This is a genomic window from Paenibacillus sp. PK3_47 (assembly GCF_023520895.1).
In the GTDB taxonomy this organism is placed as follows: domain Bacteria; phylum Bacillota; class Bacilli; order Paenibacillales; family Paenibacillaceae; genus Paenibacillus_AQ.
Genome location: NZ_CP026029.1, coordinates 197963 through 218057, shown reverse-complemented (window position 1 = coordinate 218057; position 20095 = coordinate 197963). Strand labels below are relative to the sequence as shown.

The 20095-nt window shown below is 40.0% G+C and carries 11 protein-coding genes; all 11 read left to right on the top strand.

Annotation, left to right across the window (positions count from 1 at the left end):
• Nucleotides 1-15 precede the first annotated feature (15 nt).
• The 11 genes from C2I18_RS01060 to C2I18_RS01015 all read left to right on the top strand — a co-directional run bounded on the left by C2I18_RS01060 (nucleotide 16) and on the right by C2I18_RS01015 (nucleotide 20088).
• Nucleotides 16-1428 (top strand): GBS Bsp-like repeat-containing protein, encoded by a 1413-nt coding sequence (locus C2I18_RS01060; protein WP_249899449.1) that lies wholly within the window; start codon nucleotides 16-18, stop codon nucleotides 1426-1428.
• Nucleotides 1429-1539: 111 nt separating this feature from the next.
• Nucleotides 1540-2640 carry a hypothetical protein gene (locus tag C2I18_RS01055; protein ID WP_249899448.1) on the top strand — a complete coding sequence of 367 codons (1101 nt, stop codon included), beginning with the start codon at nucleotides 1540-1542 and terminating at the stop codon, nucleotides 2638-2640.
• Nucleotides 2641-2745: 105 nt separating this feature from the next.
• Nucleotides 2746-7011, top strand: a complete 4266-nt coding sequence (locus tag C2I18_RS01050; protein ID WP_249899447.1) for an RHS repeat-associated core domain-containing protein — start codon at nucleotides 2746-2748, stop codon at nucleotides 7009-7011.
• Between the two features lie 12 nt (nucleotides 7012-7023).
• The gene (locus C2I18_RS01045) at nucleotides 7024-7494 is read left to right on the top strand and encodes a contact-dependent growth inhibition system immunity protein (protein ID WP_249899446.1); all 471 of its coding nucleotides are present in this window, start codon (nucleotides 7024-7026) and stop codon (nucleotides 7492-7494) included.
• A 597-nt stretch (nucleotides 7495-8091) separates the two neighbouring features.
• The gene (locus C2I18_RS01040; protein ID WP_249899445.1) at nucleotides 8092-8631 is read left to right on the top strand and encodes a hypothetical protein; all 540 of its coding nucleotides are present in this window, start codon (nucleotides 8092-8094) and stop codon (nucleotides 8629-8631) included.
• A gap of 623 nt (nucleotides 8632-9254) precedes the next feature.
• Nucleotides 9255-9506 (top strand): GBS Bsp-like repeat-containing protein, encoded by a 252-nt coding sequence (locus C2I18_RS01035; RefSeq protein ID WP_249899444.1) that lies wholly within the window; start codon nucleotides 9255-9257, stop codon nucleotides 9504-9506.
• 98 nt (nucleotides 9507-9604) lie between these two features.
• On the top strand, nucleotides 9605-10294 hold the full coding sequence (locus C2I18_RS01030; RefSeq protein WP_249899443.1) for a GBS Bsp-like repeat-containing protein: 690 nt from the start codon (nucleotides 9605-9607) through the stop codon (nucleotides 10292-10294).
• Entirely contained in the window at nucleotides 10257-10487 is a 231-nt protein-coding gene (locus tag C2I18_RS29765) for a GBS Bsp-like repeat-containing protein (RefSeq protein WP_481857863.1), read from the top strand. Before C2I18_RS01030 ends, C2I18_RS29765 begins: the two co-directional genes overlap by 38 nt.
• 35 nt (nucleotides 10488-10522) lie before the next feature.
• Nucleotides 10523-12055: a hypothetical protein gene (locus tag C2I18_RS01025; RefSeq protein WP_249899442.1), complete on the top strand. Its 1533-nt coding sequence runs from the start codon at nucleotides 10523-10525 to the stop codon at nucleotides 12053-12055.
• Nucleotides 12056-12084: 29 nt separating this feature from the next.
• Nucleotides 12085-14049: a PA14 domain-containing protein gene (locus tag C2I18_RS01020; protein WP_249899441.1), complete on the top strand. Its 1965-nt coding sequence runs from the start codon at nucleotides 12085-12087 to the stop codon at nucleotides 14047-14049.
• Nucleotides 14050-14163: 114 nt separating this feature from the next.
• Nucleotides 14164-20088 (top strand): polymorphic toxin-type HINT domain-containing protein, encoded by a 5925-nt coding sequence (locus tag C2I18_RS01015; RefSeq protein WP_249899440.1) that lies wholly within the window; start codon nucleotides 14164-14166, stop codon nucleotides 20086-20088.
• The last annotated feature ends 7 nt before the right edge of the window (nucleotides 20089-20095 follow it).

Genomic DNA, 20095 nt, shown 5'->3' with positions numbered 1-20095 from the left:
TGGAGAATGCAAAAAGTGACTAAAAAGTTAGTATATCTTGTGATAAATCTTTGCCTCATATTTATTCTCAGTGTGGGAAGCTTCGCTTCCATAGTGACTGCACAATCAACAAATTCTAACTATATCGTAATCAATACCGAAGGATCACAGCGGCAACGTATTTACATCTATGAACAGGGACGTCTGGATTCAGAAATTTTACCAGATAATTCTATTATCCAATACGCTTATGACACTAATGGGAATATGTTGAAGCGTAGCAAAGGATCTTCATCGGAACCTTATATTTTCGGGATTACCTCAGTCTCCTATGATATATACATAAACGGAGTGCAACAAAATGTCCAGCAAGTACATTTTCCAACATGGACAGATCGAAATGGACAAGATGATATCGAGTGGAGCGTGGGAGAGAAACTTGCTAACGGTGTATGGAAAGGAACCGTTGTCTTCAACAAACATGGTGGAGAATTAGGTACATATATTACACATATTTATGCTGATGGAACAATGGTTGGGTCAACAGCAGCTGAAGTTCGGACCGATGAAGTGACGGTTACTGCGCCTTCAGAGACCTCGCTGGCTAGTGGTTTTTATAATATTCAAGTTAGCGGGATTGCAGACAGTATCAAAGAGGTGCGCTTCCCGACATGGACTGAGAATAAAGGACAGGACGACTTGGTGAATCCCTGGATTACAGGCGAGAAACTTGCAGATGGTTCTTGGAGAATCAAAGTTCCGTTCAGCAACCATAACTATGAAACCGGAAATTATATCACTCACATGTATTTGTTTGATCGATATGGTAACAAGGCAGCGCTGGGAGGAAAAGTTGTCAATGTAATAGGAGGAACAGGAGGATCAAAGGAAACAGATCTGTCTGGAGTATCGTATGACGTTTTTATATACGGTGTCGATCCGTTAATACAAAGTGTACAATTTCCGACATGGACAGCTAATCAAAACCAAGATGACATCGAGTGGATTGAAGGTGTAAAAGTTGGAAATGGAGTATGGAAAGGCACGGTCGTATACTCCAAACATAATTCAGAAACAGGCAGATATATTACACATGTCTATTCGAGTGGAAAGTTTCTTGGAGCATGGGAGTTTAATGTGACAAATTCACAGAATTTAAAAGCACCGAATACAGCGAAGATAAGTGACAAATATTATGAAGTTACTATTGAAGGAGTGCCGGGAAATGTGACTCGGCTGGAATTCCCTACATGGACCAATAGTAATGGTCAAGATGATATCTACTGGTACCAAGGTGAACGGGAGATCAATAACAAATGGAGAATAAGAATTCCTTTTGCCCACCATGGTAATGAGACTGGTACATATATAACTCATTTGTATGCTCACGATGGTTATGGAAATATTCGAGCGGTAGGAGGCGTTACAGTGAATGTAACTAATCAGTAGAAATGAAACCAAAGGAGTAAACCTATGCACAGGAGCTGGTTATATTAGAAATCAGTCAATGTTAGTCCAATTATTAAAATGCATATATTTAAAATGACAGGAGAGTTTATATTGAAATCTAATAAGAAGGCAAAGCAGCTTTTATCGATCCTTTTAACGATCGTTTTGTTTTTATCTAGTTTTCAGAGCTTGGGTGGAGTGGCAGTCGCTCAATCTGCTGATAATGCCAAAACAATCTCAAAAAATCATCCGAGTCCTAGCCCGTCTCCGATGCCCGGGTTATTGGACAAGCTCTATTTAGATTCTGTCATTTCACCTACGCCTACCCCAACTCCTGGACCGCTTTCTTCAAAGCGCACATCCCAGATCGCTTCAAAAACAGAAGCTTTTCCTCTCGAGGTGAAAGCTACGGTTGATGATGTTGTGTATGGAGTCGGAGAAGAACAGGAACAACCTCCACTTATCCTTATCCTGAAAACACTGACGTTGGAGAAGCAGGGGCGATTGAACGCTGAATTGTCCCGGCAAGCAGAACAAGGACCAAAAGCGGATGCTAAGATTGAATCCATATCTCCGGATTTGAGCACTGAAGAAATTAAACAATTAGCACAGACAGGAGCTTCACAAACTGATATTTACTGGATTAATCTGTTGATTCAGGATGCTCCTGAGAAGACTCCGTTAGAACTATTAAAATGGTATCAGCAGGGCGGAGTAGCTTGGGAAGACATTCAGCGAGAATTGGAACGGGATCATCTGAATCTGAATGTCAGTCAACGAGTGGCAGATTCTGTTTATCAAATAGAAGCTCCATTAGCTATGAAACAATATTCTACTGTGGCATTTGACGTATACGGAGAGCCTGCCATCCAGCAAGAAAACCTTGCTAAAGCTGATTCAATGATGACAGCTTTTGATATGACGGTCTCCGGTGTTATTGAAGGCGTAAAAATGGCACAAATTAATCAGACGAATAAACCTCAATTCGAGGATCGCAGTAGCACTAATGAGACGGTAGACCCAGTTTCAGGAAATCTAACATGGAAAAAGAATTTGATTCACTTGCCTGGGCGAGACGGATTGGATCTGGAATTAGGGTTAATGTATAACTCATCATCCCCATATGCTTTCAAACGGATATATGATGATTATTGGGGATACAGCACTCAGGTGAGAGAGCCCTCACCTTTAGGGATGGGTTGGTCCTTTTAACTGCCCTATGTAAGCAGATATGGAGACACTTTATTTTATCACGATGGTAAAGGTAGTGCATATCAGATTGCAAGTCAGGGAGACGATTTGCTTACTTATACAAACTTGTTAAACTATAAAGGTAAGGATAAACGTTTTCGATTCGATCCAGACGGGATTTTTATTAATGGGGATGAAAAATCCCGATATTATCTGGAGTATTCAGATGGCAAAAGAGAATATTTTAATGACAATAAATTGATAGGAATTGTAGACCGTTTTGGTAATACTATTACCTATAAATATAAATCTTCAAGTTATTATTCTCAAATCGAGTCTATTACCGACTCATTAGGAAGAGAAATAAGGGTTTCATATGAAGAAGACAATCTGACTGGGTCAACCAATTTTAATGGCGAAAATGTCTATATTCAGGCATTCGACGGCGAACGGCTGCTCGAAAAGGTTACTTTGAAGAAAGATCGGGTTAAAACTACAGTCAATGAACTTAAAACATATTCTCCTTTTCTATCATCTATAACGCATCACGGAGAGACGTCAGCTCAGGATGAATCTATTTTTCTGGAATATGACTTCCGATTTGGAAAATACAATCCACACTCTGCCTACTATGGAGAACAAGATTATAACTTGTTTGGATTGATCAAACAGATAAGGTATCCGCATTCTACAACGAACTATCAGTTCAACCTAGTGACTCGACATATTGGTTATTACGAGACCATGGAAGAATACCAAGTATCTGCGCGAAGTGATCAGACAGCCAGTACCTTTTATAATCAAGCAACGTATTCGTATATTGGTAATTACACCGGTACCAGACTTGAGGATTACCCAGGAGTAATACCCGAAAGTAACCGGTATAGCTCTACTATTACTATAAAAAGTACCACGAAGGATAACGGGAAACAAATAATCAATTCGTTTGACGGTAAGGGGCGATTATTATCCACTGATGTACTGGCTGCTAACGGAGAACGAATCGTAAACAAGTACTCTGAATTTCACCCGGTATTCATTTATTCTCCAACCCGAACAATTTCTTACGAGTATGCGGCAGGAGATAGCGAAGCTACGGCAAATCAACAGATTACAGAGACGAGTTATGATGACTGGGGGAGGGTGGCTTCACAAACAAAACCAATGCCCCTAGAACAATTCAATAACTTGAGTTTGCGGCAACATTTCACCACAACATACACTTATGAACCTGAATTTCAGTTTTTGCAATCCAAATCCTGGTACCAAAATGAAAATGATCCTGTCCCGCTCACTGAACACTATACCTATACCGAACAGGGGCGTCCGGCTACAGTAATTAATGCCAAAAACGAGCTGACCTCCTATACCTATGGTTACATTGATGGACTTGGAAAAATTGAACGGATTACTGCCGAAACCCGGGCAAACAATGGTCTTGTAGCTAAATCGGTTATCCGCTATGGTAGTGAAAATGGATATGCATATCCTACAGAAGAAAAGCAATATTTCAATATCGGTAAAGATACTGAAAAAAATGTTAAAGTAACGATGGCCTATGATAAAGGAAATGGTCAATTGTTGAGTAAAACTATTGGAGACAACCATACGGTTAGCTATAAATATGATGCGTTTGGCCGTTTGGAAAAAGAAACCTATCCAGAAAAGACGAATGCTAATGGTGAACGTTACAGTGAGGTTGTCGACTACCATTACTATCATCAAACGTCTTCAAATTTCGATGCAGTTAACGCGGGGACTTATGTTTTAAAAGTGGATTCCATCCGTACGCTTACCAATCTCGCTAACAATAAAACAACCAAGACCTATGCCAATGTGCTCTATAACGGTCTGGGACTTGCGCTGCTGGAAGAGCACTATGATCCGAATAGCGGGAAATGGGAATTTACCCAATATCATTATGATGATCTGGGCCGACCGATCTATCAGAAAGATGCACTGGGAAATGAGATCACCGCCAGCTACGATGCTTGGGGCCGGCAAAACCGGGGGACCACTGCCAATAACGATATAATCATTAGTGACTATGATCTCAAATCGCGGACCAGCACCAGCTATCTCCAAGACAAGAATACGGGTGAGGCACTGAACTATGTTCAGGAAAGTTTTGACCCCTGGGGGAATAAGCTATCAGCGTCCACCTATAAAGATTGGCCGGCGAATCAGCAGCGAATCACAGAGTCCTACCGGTACAATATTATAGGACAGGTGACGGGTTATACCGACCCGAACGGTAATGTAAATGAAAACGGGATTACGACTTCTTATGCTTATGATGCCTTAGGACGTTTGAACGCAGTAAAGGATGCCTTGAACCAAACGACAAACTACCTTTATGATGGTAACGGACAACTAAGCCAGATTACGATTCAGGCCAAAGGCGGCACACCACAGACACTGAACACCAAAACTTATAACGAATTGGGTCTGCTCAGCGTGAAACAGGATGCTGCCTCACAAAGTGAGAGCTATACGTACAATAACTTGGGCCAATTGGAAAGAAAAACTGACCGTAACGGAAGCTCGTTAGCGTATACGTATGACGAAATGGGTCAGCTGAAAACCAGTACAATCCAAGGCGTAGTCAATAATGTGGCGCAGTCACAGGAAACGAGAATGATTTTTGGTGACATGGACCCGTCGAAACAGACGATCCAAACGCTGACGAATGGTGTGTTGACGGCTACTCAAACGCAAACCCTGAATGAACTGGGTCAAGTGCGTGAAACGTATTCGGTGTCAGGCAGTCACCACGCGCGGATTGGAAATGAATTGGATTCTCTTGGGCGTATAACAGAAATTAGCGATACCTACATGGGCTTCTTTACACAGTATCAATATAAAAAGGAACGACTGGAAAAGGTGCAGACGGATGGAAGCTCGATACTGAATGGTGATCCGTCCGTCAATGCACTGTATAGCTATACTGCGAATAACCTGGTAAACACCATTGAATATCCGACGCTAACAGACGGAAGTAAGCTAATCAGCAAATATACGTATAATAAGGCGCTAGGCTGGACGGAGACGCTGACGAATACAAAAGGCGGTGTGGCTCTCTCCAGTTACAGTTACGGCTATGACAACAATGGTAACCGGACCTCGGTTAGTGAGTCGCGCAATGGATCCGCAGCACAGACAACTCATTATCTATATGATGGATTGAATCGATTGGAAACCATCACCCGTCCGGATGGCAGTCAGACTAAGTATACCTACGATGTGCGTGGTAACCGGCAAACCGTATCCGATACAAGCAGTTTGAATTTTGATTCGATGGATACGAGCTATACGTATGATTTGCAGAACACCCTGACCAGCGTGACCAAGGGTGGTTCAGCAACGAGCTTCAAGTACTATGCAGACGGCATGCGGTTCATGAAGACGAACGGCAATACGCAAACCCAAGTGAATTATAACTTCCAGGGCCAAGTGATTTCCGAAGAGAAAATTGTGAACGGTGTGTTCGTAGAACAAGCAAACTTTGTGCGTGGGGACCGGGTACTTGTCAAGAAAGACAAGAAGGCTTCCAAGGACTATTACTACCTATACAATGGCCACGGAGACGTGGTGCAGATTGTGAATACGAGTGGAGCAGTTGTTAATAACTACACGTACGATGAATGGGGGAACATCACCAGCCAGGTGGAGGGAACCTCGAACTCCTTCAAGTACACGGGTGAAGTATATGATGCTGAAACGGGCCTTTACTATCTGCGGGCACGATACTATGACCCGAGTATGGGGCGGTTTTTAAATGAGGATACGTATGAAGGGCAGATTGATAATCCACTGAGCTTGAATTTGTATACGTATGTGCACAATAATCCGTTGATTTATAGTGATCCTACGGGACATGCTGCAATGGCTGCTGGTATTTATTTAGTTCCAGGAGTTGGGGAAGTGGCATTAGTAGTTACGGGAGTTGCAGCTACAGGATATGGTATCTATAAGCTATATCGATGGGCTACAAGTGATAAGCCGCTTAGTGATAAAGAAATTATTAATAACGAATTATCAAAAACACAAAAAGATCAAATCGACAATATTGAAAAAAACTTAAAGGCGGTAAATAACAAAAAGCATCTTGAAGCATATGAAAAAGAGTTAAAGGATGGTTTCTTATACGATAAAAATGGTAATGTGAAGTTGAACCCTAAAACAGGTAAACCTTGGAATCATATTAAGGAAGTTGAGCAATCAGAAGCCAAAATTGAAAAAATGATAGATAAACTTAAAAATGCTCAAAAAAGCAAGCCGTTTATCGAGAATACTTCAGAAGTTACAAAAAAAGCAGTTCAGGATGCCATTAATAAAGGACAAAAATTTCTAAATGAAGTAAAGAAGATCAGAAATTCGGTTAAACCATAGGAGGATGATATTATGAATGAAAACATAAATGAACTTACAATTGGTGAAATATCAAAATTAGAGGGTTTTACTGAGGAAGTTGAGGTTGACGAAGATGTGCCACTTTCAGTGTGGTACAACAGTATCCAGAAGAAAAAAATAAAAAACTTAAATCATGGAGACATAGCGAAGTTGATTAGACAAACGATGCATCTTAAATACGTTATTCCAGAAGCATTGAATAGGTTAAGATTAAACCCCCTTGCTGGTTATTTAGGGGATGGAGAAATTATGGAAGCAATTGCTCAAGTTAACGAGAATGAATGGGAAGAAAATTCTATCGTTACAAGTACAATTAGTTCATTTATTGATGAGTTCATAAGATTAATTAAAAATAATGAATTGAACTTGCCGGAAGATAGAGAGGTGTACTCCGATCAAGAAAGAGAAGAATATTATCAATTATTGCTAAAAATAAAAAATACATTACAAAAGGTCAATTAATAATTTTATAATTTTTCTTTATCATTTGACCATATGTGAGTTGAATACTCCATGTGGTCTTTCTTGTTGTACATTATCTTAATGTCGTAAATATCTGGCTGAAGAAAACATGAGCTTGGGATAAGGCTAAGCCATTAATTAATTCGGCTCAAGCTTCTAGAGGCTGGTCTAAATACACAAATATCCTTACATCAATGAGTGGGGGAAATTATGTGAAGGTACGTTGGAATAACATACAGGGAGAAATATGGTCGCCTCAAATAAGCAGTGTAACTATGCATTATGAAAAGAATGTCTCGACTTTTACGGACGAATTGAATGACTTTAGCAAAGTCTTCTCTTGAAGTAATAATTTATATTTTGACAATAGTAACCCTTTAACGTTTAATAATGATTTATCACGCGTCATGCGAACATCACTTACTTCAGAGGAATTAGTACGGAAGAAAGAAGGAATAGTTAGTTTTAAAGTTAAGACATTCTTCTTCCCTGAACATATGCCACATTTTAAAATTTATACGTCGTTTGATGGTGTGAACTGGAGGATGCGTATACCGAAAATTATAGAAGGCGAACTATACAGGGATTGGCCTCTAATTGTCCTATGCCTTAGATCATCTTTATGACACGAATTTTGTGAAAATAAAGTGGACTGGTTCGGAGGGATATTTCTGGACTCCCCAAGTTAGTAAAGTCACTATCAATTATCAAACCGGTATGAAGTCATTAACAGATAATTTAAGCGATTGGAGCAAATCCTTGTCGCATACCAGTAATTTGGTTATGGATAATAGGAATCTTGCTTATTTTGATAATGATAAAGCTAGGATTATGAGAAAGAATTTCACTGATGAAGAAATCATTTGGAAACAGGATGACATAAGGAATTTCCATTCTGTTATTTACGCGGATGATAGCGAAGGTGGGAAGTTAGAGTACTATATCTCAGCCGATGGTATTCAATGGAAGAGGAAGAACCCTAGAGTTATTATGCTTGGAAAGACAGCGAATTGGATTAAATATACCGTCTCATTACATGATCTGTCTGATGCTAATTTTGTTAAGATTAAATGGAGTGGGACTAAGGAAAATAAATGGTCACCTCAGCTAAGTTCGGTTACGATTGATCATTTTTAAGCTGCGATTGTGATCATTTGCACAGTATTAGTTTCTAGGAGTTTAGCAAAAGACGACTGAATCGCAGATGTGATTTCAGTCGTCTTTTATCATTCTTTTTGTTGTAAATTGAATGTGGTCAATCATCCTAAGGGAACCTGCATGCTGCATTTTTCGATATTTTCATGTATTTTGCATTGATTTCGATGGCATTATACATAACTTCCTATAATTCGACAGTTTCCCACCATTTCCAAATTTGTATTGTTATCATATGATTGAAAATGGGGATACATAAGAAGGAAATGTAAATTAGTTCGTTGGTCTGTCTTACGAATGCCCATTATGGAACAGCAGTATGGGCTTTTTCGTATGCTTTGATTTGTTGAGATTTAAGGAAGGAGCGGTCACACGCAGAAAGCTGAGAAATACATATTATATTGAAAAAGTTAAGAGATGGAGCGTAGATGTCATGGCCAGAATAAAGGAGCTGAGTAGACTTTTTATTTGTTCTCTACTCTGCTTATTATTAAACGTACAGGCTCAAGATGCAAAGGCTGCTGACGCAACAATGTCCAACTATATCCTGGTGGATCGAGGCGAAGTGAAACAGAAGCAAAAGATATATTTATAATAAAGGCAGATTGGAAACAGAGATTCTTCCGAATAATTCCATGATGTCATACAGCTACGATAGTAATGGAAACATATTGAAGAAAAGTATGGAATATTCAACGGAATCCTACACCGTTAGCACTTCTGCGTCCTCTTATGATATCTATTTAAAGGGAGTTTCAGAATGCTTAGAGCAAGTAAGTTTTCCTACTTGGACAGAATTAAACGGACAAGACGATATTGAGTGGATAAACGGTGAAAAGGTTGCACCTGGTGTCTGAAAAGCTACGGTAGTGCTGTCCAGACACGGAGAGATTACTGGAATATATAATACACATATTTATGGTGATGGTAAATTACTGAAATGTTAACCGCACAAGTGCAGACTACTACAAAAGTTACTTCTCCTCAGTCGGCATCATTAGCTAATGGGTTTTATGAGATTAGTGTAGGCGGAGTAGCCAAAACAGTGAGAGAGGTCAGATTTCCTACATGGACCGAATACAAGGGGCAAGATGACTTGGAAAATCCCTGGATTATGGGTGAGAAGTTAAATGATACAACATGGAGAATTCGTATACCATTTAGCAAGCATAACTTTGAAACCGGAAATTACTTCACTGATATTTACTTTTATGATAAGTATAACAATTCAAGTGCCATGAATGGTCTTACAGTTATAGTTCGAGGTGGGACAGGAGGATCCAATGAGACTGATATTTCGGGAGTTTCCTATGATGTATACATATATGGTCTAGACCCTCAAGCGCAAAAAGTTCAATTTCCAACATGGACTGCAAATAAAGATCAGGATGCTCTTGAATGGATTGAAGGGGGGAAGGTAGCCGATGGTGTCTGGAAGGGAACCGTTGTTTACTCAAAGCATAATTCTGAACTTGGCAGATACATAACCCATGTGTACGCAGATGGGAAGTACAGTGGAGCGTGGGAGTTTAATGTGGTAGATACAATTAAGTATACGTATTCAAATGTGGCATACCTTGGCAGTGGTTTTTATGATATTACCGTAAATGGGATTCCTTCCAGTGCGTTTTCCAACCTGGACTGAAAAAAATGGTCATGATGATATTGAAGAACCATGGATTGAGGAAGAGCGTTTAAGCAGTACAAGCTGGAGAATTCGCATCCCTTATTACAAGCACAATAATGAATTAGGTGCATATTCTACCCATGTCTATTCCTACGACGCTTACGGTAATAGCCGTATTATCGGTATACTCTCGGTAGATGTAAGGAACTAAGATTATTTTTACTAAAACTTTATAGGAGAGTTCTGATGAAGAAACGGATAGCGTCAATGGTATTTGCAGTTATCATTTTGACTACTTTTCCTAAATTATTGATAGCTTCTAATTATAATTATGATCAAAATTCAAGATTAAAATCGGAGACATATATCAAAGAAAATATACAGTATCAGAGAATCTTCACTTACGATAACAACGGTAATATTCTAGGGAAATATAGCACCTCGAAAGACTTTTTAATTCTGGAGTCTTCATTTGATGCACGCACAGAATCAACAAATTTTAAGATTCAAAATTCGTTCTTTTCTTTGTCTAATAATATCTTTAAAGAAGGGGCACAAAGTCTCTATTTTCATTCACCACAGCCCACAGTGGCGACAGTTGAATCTATAATGATAGACGTTGCACCTAACACATTGTACACATTAAGCGGCTGGATCAATAACAAACTAACAAGTGGTAATGCGAGCATTGATTGGTTGGAATATAACTCGTCCCATCAACTCATCTACGATGGGGGGACAATTGTTACTGTAAATAAGAACAAATGGCAATATGATCGGGAAGAATTTATTACAAAGCCACAGACTGCCAAAATTATCTTAAGGGTTGTGCTTGATGGTGGAGCAGCAGGTGAAGCTTATTTCGATGATATTAAATTCGAGAAAGGGAATACCCTTCCCATATCTTTTAATTCTTTTGAGTTGTATCAAAATTCATGGTACACCGATTTACCTAGCAGTGTTTTTACATACTCCACTGATGGTGCTAAAGATGGTAAGCAAAGTTTACGCTTTTATTCCAATTATCCGCTTACGGCTACGGCGGAGTGTGGTGACTACATTGTAACACCTAACACCAAGTATGTACTAAGCGGATGGATAAATAACTCCTTAAGTACAGGTAATACATACGTTGACTGGTTGGAATACAATAATGCGGGTGAGCTGGTGTTTGATGGAGGATTCGTATATGCAACGGGCAAAAATAAAACATGGCAACATAGTGCTGTGGAATTTACTACAAAGCCTACAACTACCAAAATTGTTATTCGGGCAGTTGCAGATGAAGGTGCTACCGGCACAGTATATTTTGATGCAATACAATTCAGTAAAGGTGAAAAGCTTCCTTTATTAGAGACAGATTTTGAAGAAAATGACCTGATATGGTATGCATCTTCTCCAGAAATATCATTATACAGAGGATTTGCGAAAGATGGGTTAACGAGTATGAAATTCTTTTCAAATAAACCTGTTACAGCTACAGCAGATTATGGGCAAATTATTGTTACTCCAAATACAAAGTATAAGTTAAGCGCTTCGCTGTACAATTCATTAAATACTGGTGTGCTATACGTGGATTGGCTTGAATTTAATGCGAAAGGCGAATTAATTTACGATGGAGGCACATTATTTAATGTAACCAAAAAACAATGGGGTGATAGCGAAATAGAATTTACCACTAAATCACAAACTTCAAGTGTAGTATTGAGAATTGTATGCGACTCGGGGGCAACAGGAACAGCTTATGTGGATAATATCAAATTTATAAATGTGCCGTAGCAGAATCGAATTATAAAGGAGAATAGAACTTGAGATTAATAAAAAGAATTCTGTTATTTTTGATAATTCTTGTTCCTGTATTTAATGGTTTAGAAATAAAAATGATTCTGTTTACAAAGAATCATTTAGCTTTAGCGGCAGATGTTAATGGCCTAAAGGGTGAGTATTATGACAATGCAGATTTTACTGGACTTAAATTAGTCCGAAAAGATGCAGATATTAATTTTAACTGGGGAGTGGGTTCACCTAACCCTGTATTAGAAGCAGATGGATTTTCAGTAAGATGGACTGGAACCATTAAACCTAGATATAGTGAGCTCTTTACGTTTTATATCGTTGCTGATGACGGTGTAAGATTGTGGGTTGATGGCCGTTTATTAATAGATGTATGGGAACCGCAGGCAAGTGAATTAAAGAGTCTCCCAATATTATTAACAAGTGGGAAGAATCATGATATTCGGATAGAATATTTCGAAAATGATGGCGGAGCTACTGCAATCTTGCAGTGGTCGAGCGCTAGTCAAACAAAACAAGTTGTTCCTCAAAGTCAATTGAACCCTCCTGCCGAAACAGCAGGAGTTGGTCTGAAAGGCGAATATTACGACAACTCAGACCTTAGCAAGCTCAAACTGACTCGAACTGATTCAGAGGTGAACTTTAACTGGGGTGCAAGTGCTCCCCATTCTTCAATGCAAGGGGATACGTTCTCGGTGAGATGGACGGGGACAATAAAACCAAAATACAGTGAAAGTTATACATTTTTTCTGAATGCAGACGATGGGGTGAGGCTATGGATCGATGGCCGTTTGATTTTGGATAAATGGTTAACACAGGCAAGCGAATTAACAAGTCAGACAATTACACTAAATGCCGGACATAACTATGATATCCGCATTGAATATTTTGAAAACAGTGGTGGTGCTACAGCTATCTTGGCTTGGTCGAGTGCAAGTCAGGCAAAGCAGGTAGTTCCTAAAAGTCAGTTATACATACCAGTTGAGGTCGATGGTGTTGGTTTGAAGGCGGAGTATTATAACAATCTGGATTTAGATGGTCTAGTCTTAACTAGAACAGATAAAAATGTGAACTTTAATTGGGGGGATACTTCTCCGCATAGTTCTATAGAATCAGATACATTTTCTGTCAGGTGGACAGGGAAAATAAAACCAAAGTATAACGAGAAATATACCTTTTATTTAACTGCAGATGATGGGGTACGCCTTTGGATCGATGGCAAACTAATCCTTAACCGTTGGGTAAATCAAGCGGGTCAGTATCCTAGTAGGACAATTCAACTTATTGCTGGTAATCAATACGATATTCAAATTGATTATTTTGAAAATGTAGGAGGAGCAGCTATTGGCCTTTGGTGGGAAAGCAAAACTCAAAAAAAAGAATTCGTACCTCAAAGCCAGCTTTATTCATCAGCTACCGGACTGCAGGGGACTGGACTTAAGGCGGAATATTTTAACAATGAAGATTTAACCGAGCTAAAGCTTTCACGTACGGACGCAAATATTAATTTTAACTGGGGAATTGGGTCACCGGATGTCCCAATAGAAGCCGATTCGTTCTCTGCAAGGTGGATGGGAACTCTTAGGCCGAAATATAGTGGGAGCTATACCTTTTATGCAGATTCAGATGATGGCTTGCGTTTGTGGGTAAATGGGCAACTGCTAATAGATAAATGGGTTCCTCAGGCTAGTGAATTAACTAGTATTCCTATCTATCTTAATGAAGGACAAAACTATGATATACAGGTTGAATATTTTGAAAGTGGAGGTGCTGCATCTTGCCGAATATCATGGTCAAGTGCAGCGCAGGTAAAGGAGGTGATCCCTCAGTCTCAGCTGTATATGCCATATAGATCGTATATTCCATTAGAGTATCATTATGATATAAATGGGCGCTTGGACTATGTGAAGGAATCAGAGTCAAATATTATTCGTTATCATTATGATAAGAACGGGAATTTAGTCAATGTAACTGAGTAAGAAATCTAGTATTATCATGTGGCTATGTAGAGCAATTTAAACTTTTTTATATGCGCCAAACCACGATTCAGTGTAATTATAATACATATTTTTAATAAGACAGGAGAGTTTATTTTGAAATCTATCAAAAAGACAAAGCAGCTTTTATTGATCTTTTTAACGATCGTCTTGCTCCTATCCGGTATTCCACCTATGAATCAAGCCACTGCCGCTCAGGAAAACAGTCAGGAACGCTCGGCTAAAACTGTTCCAAGCACTAAAAGTGTACCAAGTTCTTCGCCGTCTCCGACGCCACAATCACCCGACACACTTTTTTCCGATTCAATAATTCCTATGCCTTCCTCAACTCCTGAACCAGACGGAGAACTGAATTCATTACGCTCTGTACAGCCTTTTACGGATGAAGTGGTAACTGTATCGAATGAAGTTTATGATGACACGAGCCAACAGATTCTGCAGACATTACGCGCTAAAATTCTTCAGAAAAAAAATCTTATACAAACCAGATCTAATAAACAAAATTCTAATCAAGCCTTATCTCGGATAGCTCATCAAGATGTTGCCGATTTGAGTGAAGCTGATATTCAAATTCTTGTTGAGTCAGGTGCATCCAAAATAGATGTATACTGGCTGAATTTCCTGGCTATGGGGGAAACGAAATGGACAGCGCTTGAAATTCTGAAGTTGAAGCAAGAAAAGCAACTAAGTTGGGAAGATGTCCAAACAACGATGGAACTGGAATCTGAAATCAATTTTTCTACCTCATCTGTTGTAAAGGAAGTATATGATGAAATTACAAGTGTTCCTATTTTAGATGCTCACTCTTTCGTGACCTCTGCCGTCTACGAATCAGAGGAAGTGCTGCAAAAAGTTTTAGCACCTAATTCAATTACTGCTTTTGATGCAACAGTTTCTGGTGTCATAGATGAATTAGTTGTTCAAGCTCAGATTAATCAGATTCATAAACCCCAGTATAATGACCGTAATAAAAGTAGTGAAGTAGTTGATCCGGTGTCGGGGAGCTTGAATTATAAAAAAAATCTTATTCATTTGCCAGGTATTGATGGTTTAGATCTTGATATAGGTCTTATGTATAATTCTAATCGAAGCGTTCCTTTTACACATAGTTATCATTGGAATCCAAATTTTGGAATGATGGATCATAGCTACAACTATTCTGTTCCAACGCTTGGAAACGGATGGTCGTTCCAGTTTCCCTATATACAAAATTTCGGTGAAGCATATGAAATGTATTATCATGATGGTCAAGGGAATGCTTATAAAATTGGGAGAACAGATGAACTTTCCAATTATACTAATTTAATTAATTATAAAGGTAAGGATAAAAGATTTGTTGGCGAACCATGGAACAATGGCCAGTTCAGTAATGGTGAAACCAGATCCGCGGGATACATTGAATACTCTGACTTAACGCGTGAGTATTATTCAACTGGTGGTATTCTCCTTGGTATTGTTGATCGATTCGGGAATACCATCACATTTAACTATTATGGTGGAAATCTGTCTTCAATCACGGATACCCTTGGACGAGTGGTCAAGTTAAGTTATGAAGACACCCTCCTCTCAGCAGACTTTGACGGGGATAATATTGAAATCAAAGTGTTTGATGGACTCAATGAAGTGCAGAAGGTAGTTTTAACAAAAGATAGAGTTATTGCTAAGGTTCCTAACGGTTCTTTAGTTGAACCTCTTAGTCGGGCTATACCCGTGCTTTCCTCCTTCACGGATCAAAATGAAGAGAAAACCTATTTTAACTACCGATATGAGATGAATACTTACGCTTATTATGGGTACAATTTCAGTGCACTTCTAAAAGAAGTTCGATATCCACACTCTACGACAAAATATGAGATGGATGGTGTTTCAAGGAAAATAGGAGAATATGATACTATCTTGGAGTATCGTGTGAAATCAAGAGGAGACTATACAGGGAGTAAAGCGTACTATCAAACAGATTATTCATATGATGGAAATTATACTGGAAATACAGTTAACGAATATCCAGGTCATTTACCTAATAACTTCCGTTTCAGTACAACTTCCAAAATAGTAAGTAATACCCCCAGTAACGGATTTCAAACAACAAACACGTTTGATAAAGATGGTAGAGTTCTGCGTACAGAGACCCGTGAAGCTGGCGGAGAACGAAACGTGACTGAAAACACAGCATTTCATGGGTTGTTTACTCAAACACCCATACGGTCGACAATCTTGGAATATGCCGCTCAAGATAATGATGCTACAGCTGATCGTCGGTATACGGAAACTGAGCTTAATGAATGGGGACTAGTACAAAGCCAAACGCAGCCGTTAAGTAGTGACAAGTTCAATAATCCGTCAATCAAGCAGCGATATACCACAACTTATCTTTATGAACCTAAGTATCGATTCCTGGAAACTAAATCCTGGTATCAGAATGAATCTGATCCCGCTCCTTTGAGTGAACGATACACCTATACGGACAAGGGACGGCCGGCTACGTTAACAAATGCATTGGGAGAGCAAACCACATACAGTTATGACAGCCGCAATACGTCGGGTGGAATCTCCCAAGTAACAGCTGAAAAGACGTCTAAGGGTCAACTAGTAGCTAAAAGTATAACCATATACGGACCGGAAAGCCGTTATGCTTATCCCACTGAACAACAACAGTATTTTAATATCGGCAAAACGGATCAGAAAATTGTAAAGACCTATATGAGTTATGATATAGGTACGGGTAATTTAAAGAGCCAAAGAGACGGCAATAATCAAACTATAGAGTATGAATATGATGCGGCTGGTCGTCCGAAAAAAGAAACTTATCCTATTCGAACCAATAGCAACGGTGAGACCTTCAGGGAAGTTATCGATTACAATTATTATAACCAATCGTCGGACAACTTTGACTCGATAAATGCGGGAACATTTAGTTTAAAAGTGAATACCATTAAAACCGTGACTCACTTGGCCACGAACAAATCTGTGTCAACTAATTCAGCTGTGTACTATAACGGATTGGGACTTGCTCTCATGGAAGAGCACTGGAACGATAATGCAGGAAAATGGGTCTTCGCCCACTATCATTACGATGACCAGGGACGACCGATTTTTGAGAAGGATACAGAGGGTAATGAGATTACAGTAGGGTATGATGCCTGGGGGAGACAAAACCGAGCTACCACTGCCAACGGTGATCTTGTGGTCAGTGATTATAATACCAAAATGCGTATCAGCACCAACTTTATCCTTGATAAGGTCACTGGCGAAACTCTGAATTATTCCGAGCAGTACTTTGATGAATGGGGCAACCTAAGCTCAGCTTCAACCTTTAAAGATTGGCCTACAAACCAACAAAGGATCAGTGAGACCTACCGGTACGACATTTTGGGTAACGTCACCGGCTATACCGATCCGAATAAGAACTTGAATGAAGACGGTGTTACAACTTCTTATACGTATGATGCTCTTGGCCGATTGATTACTTTGAAGGATGCCTTGAATCAAACGACTAAATATACGTACAACGGTACCAGCCAACTGTCCACAGTAACCATCCAAGCCAAGAATGGAACACCGCAAACGCTGAATACGAAAACATATAATGAATTAGGTCTGCTTAGTGTGAAGCAGGATGGGGCCTCACAGAACGAAGGTTATACGTACAACAGTCTGGGCCAACTGGAAGCCAAAACAGACCGCAACGGCAGCACATTCGGATATGCGTATGACGAAAGTGGTCAACTGAAACACAGTACCATTAGCGGGAATATCAACGATGTAGTGCAAACTGAAGAAATAAAGATGATACTGTCTGCAGGCGACCCGCAGAAAAAGACGATCCAGGCACTTAAGAATGGAGTAATTACCGCTACCCAAACGCAAACGCTGGATAATTTGGGTCAAGTGCGATCTACAACCTTACAAGCAGGAAATCACTCCGCGGTCATTGGGAATAAGCTGGACACTCTGGGTCGTATGACGGAGATCAATGATACGTACATGAACTTCTACACGAAGTACCAATACAACAAGGAACGATTGGGAAAAGTGCAGACGAATGGAAGCTCTACGCTTAACGGTGATCCGTCCGTCAATGCGCAGTATAGCTATTATGCTAATAACCTGGTAGACACAATCGAATATCCGACCCTGACAGACGGAAGTAAGCTTGTCAGCAAATATACGTATAATAAGGCGTTAGGCTGGACAGAGACGCTGACGAATACGAAGGGCGGTGTGGCTCTCTCCAGTTTCAGTTACGGCTATGACAACAACGGTAACCGGACCTCGGTTAGTGAGTCGCGCAATGAATCCGCAGCACAGACAACCCATTATCTATATGATAAATTAAATCGGCTGGAAACCATCACCCGTCCGGATGGCAGTCAAACGAAATATACCTACGATATGCGTGGCAACCGGCAGACCGTATCCGATACAAGCAGCTTGAATTTTGATTCGATGGATACGAGTTATACGTATGACTTGCAGAACACCCTGACCAGCATGACCAAAGGCGGTTCGGCAACGAGCTTCAAGTACTATGCAGACGGCATGCGGTTTATGAAGACGAACGGCAATACGCAGACCCAAGTGAATTATAACTTCCAGGGCCAAGTGATCTCCGAAGAGAAAATTGTCAATGGTGTGTTCGTGGAGCAAGCGAACTTTGTGCGTGGGGACCGGATACTTGTCAAGAAAGACAAGAAGGCGGCCAAGGACTACTACTACCTCTACAATGGCCACGGAGACGTGGTACAGATTGTAAATACGAGTGGAGCAGTCGTTAATAACTACACGTATGATGAATGGGGGAACATCACCAGCCAGGTGGAGGGAACCTCGAATTCCTTCAAGTACACCGGTGAAGTATATGATGCCGAAACGGGGCTTTATTATCTGCGGGCACGATACTATGACCCAAGTATGGGGCGGTTTTTAAATGAGGATACGTATGAAGGGCAGATTGATAATCCGCTGAGTCAGAACTTGTATACGTATGTTGTGAATAATCCTCTAATATACTCTGATCCAACAGGTCATCGTCACGAGATGGGACCTGGATGGGGTGGCTTTGCCGGAAATAGATATTCTGCAACAGATCCTTGGAAAGGGTGGGGTGGGCCGGTAGGTAGTCTCGCTAATTTCTTGATTTTAGATGACGTAAATACGCTCCGAGACAAAGATTCTTCGGCATTAGCCAAAAGTCTATCTTTAGCAGGTTTGGTTCCAGTAGGAAAGATCATAAAAGGCGGAAAGATAACGTTACAGCTGCTCAACAAAGAAGGGAAATTAATTGAAAAAGAATTTGAGCTAGCTGGAGACGCATTAAAGGCGGCTAAAAAATCGTGTAATTGTTTCACCGCCGGAACAAAGGTTCAAACAGACGAAGGGGAGAAACCTATCGAGGAAATAGAGGTAGGGGATAAGGTACTCGCCAAGTCTGACGAAACTGGGGAGGTAGCATATAAAGAGGTCGTTGGTCTGTTCCAAAAGCAGGCTGACGAAATCTACTATGTCCATATCGGTGATGAAATCATCGAGGTTACGGGTGAGCATCCGTTTTGGTTGGATGATAAGGGATGGACGTTTGTTAAAGACTTGAAAGTTGGCGACTTGCTTGTTTCGAGTGACGGTACTAAACTGGCAATAGATAAGATTGAAAAAGAGCCACGAGAAGCAACGGTCTATAACTTTGAGGTAGCTGAATTCCATTCTTACTTTGTTTCTAACCTTGGTATTTGGGTTCATAACTGTGCGTTGCAAAATGTATTCAAATCAATTAAAGATGCTCCGCTTTACCCACAAGGTTTTTCAGCGGCTAAAAACGGAACTGTGAAGAACAAGGTCAACAATACAGAACTTCTTGAGGAACTACGAGCTATTGAGTCCGGTACTTGGAACAAGATTTACAAGGATGGTGTGGATGCAAACGGTAAAAAAATCTCAATCCACTACTTCCAAAGCCAATCTGGTCAAGTGTTTAATGTCAAGGTGAAAAATGGGTGGAGCAACTCATCAAGTCAAATGCCATAATAAAGGG

What these genes read in the sequence shown, in the direction of transcription:
- C2I18_RS01045 (WP_249899446.1), top strand. Translation starts at nt 7,024, where the DNA reads ATGAATGAAAACATAAATGAACTTACAATTGGTGAAATATCAAAATTA.
- C2I18_RS29765 (WP_481857863.1), top strand. Translation starts at nt 10,257, where the DNA reads ATGGGATTCCTTCCAGTGCGTTTTCCAACCTGGACTGAAAAAAATGGT.
- C2I18_RS01025 (WP_249899442.1), top strand. Translation starts at nt 10,523, where the DNA reads ATGAAGAAACGGATAGCGTCAATGGTATTTGCAGTTATCATTTTGACT.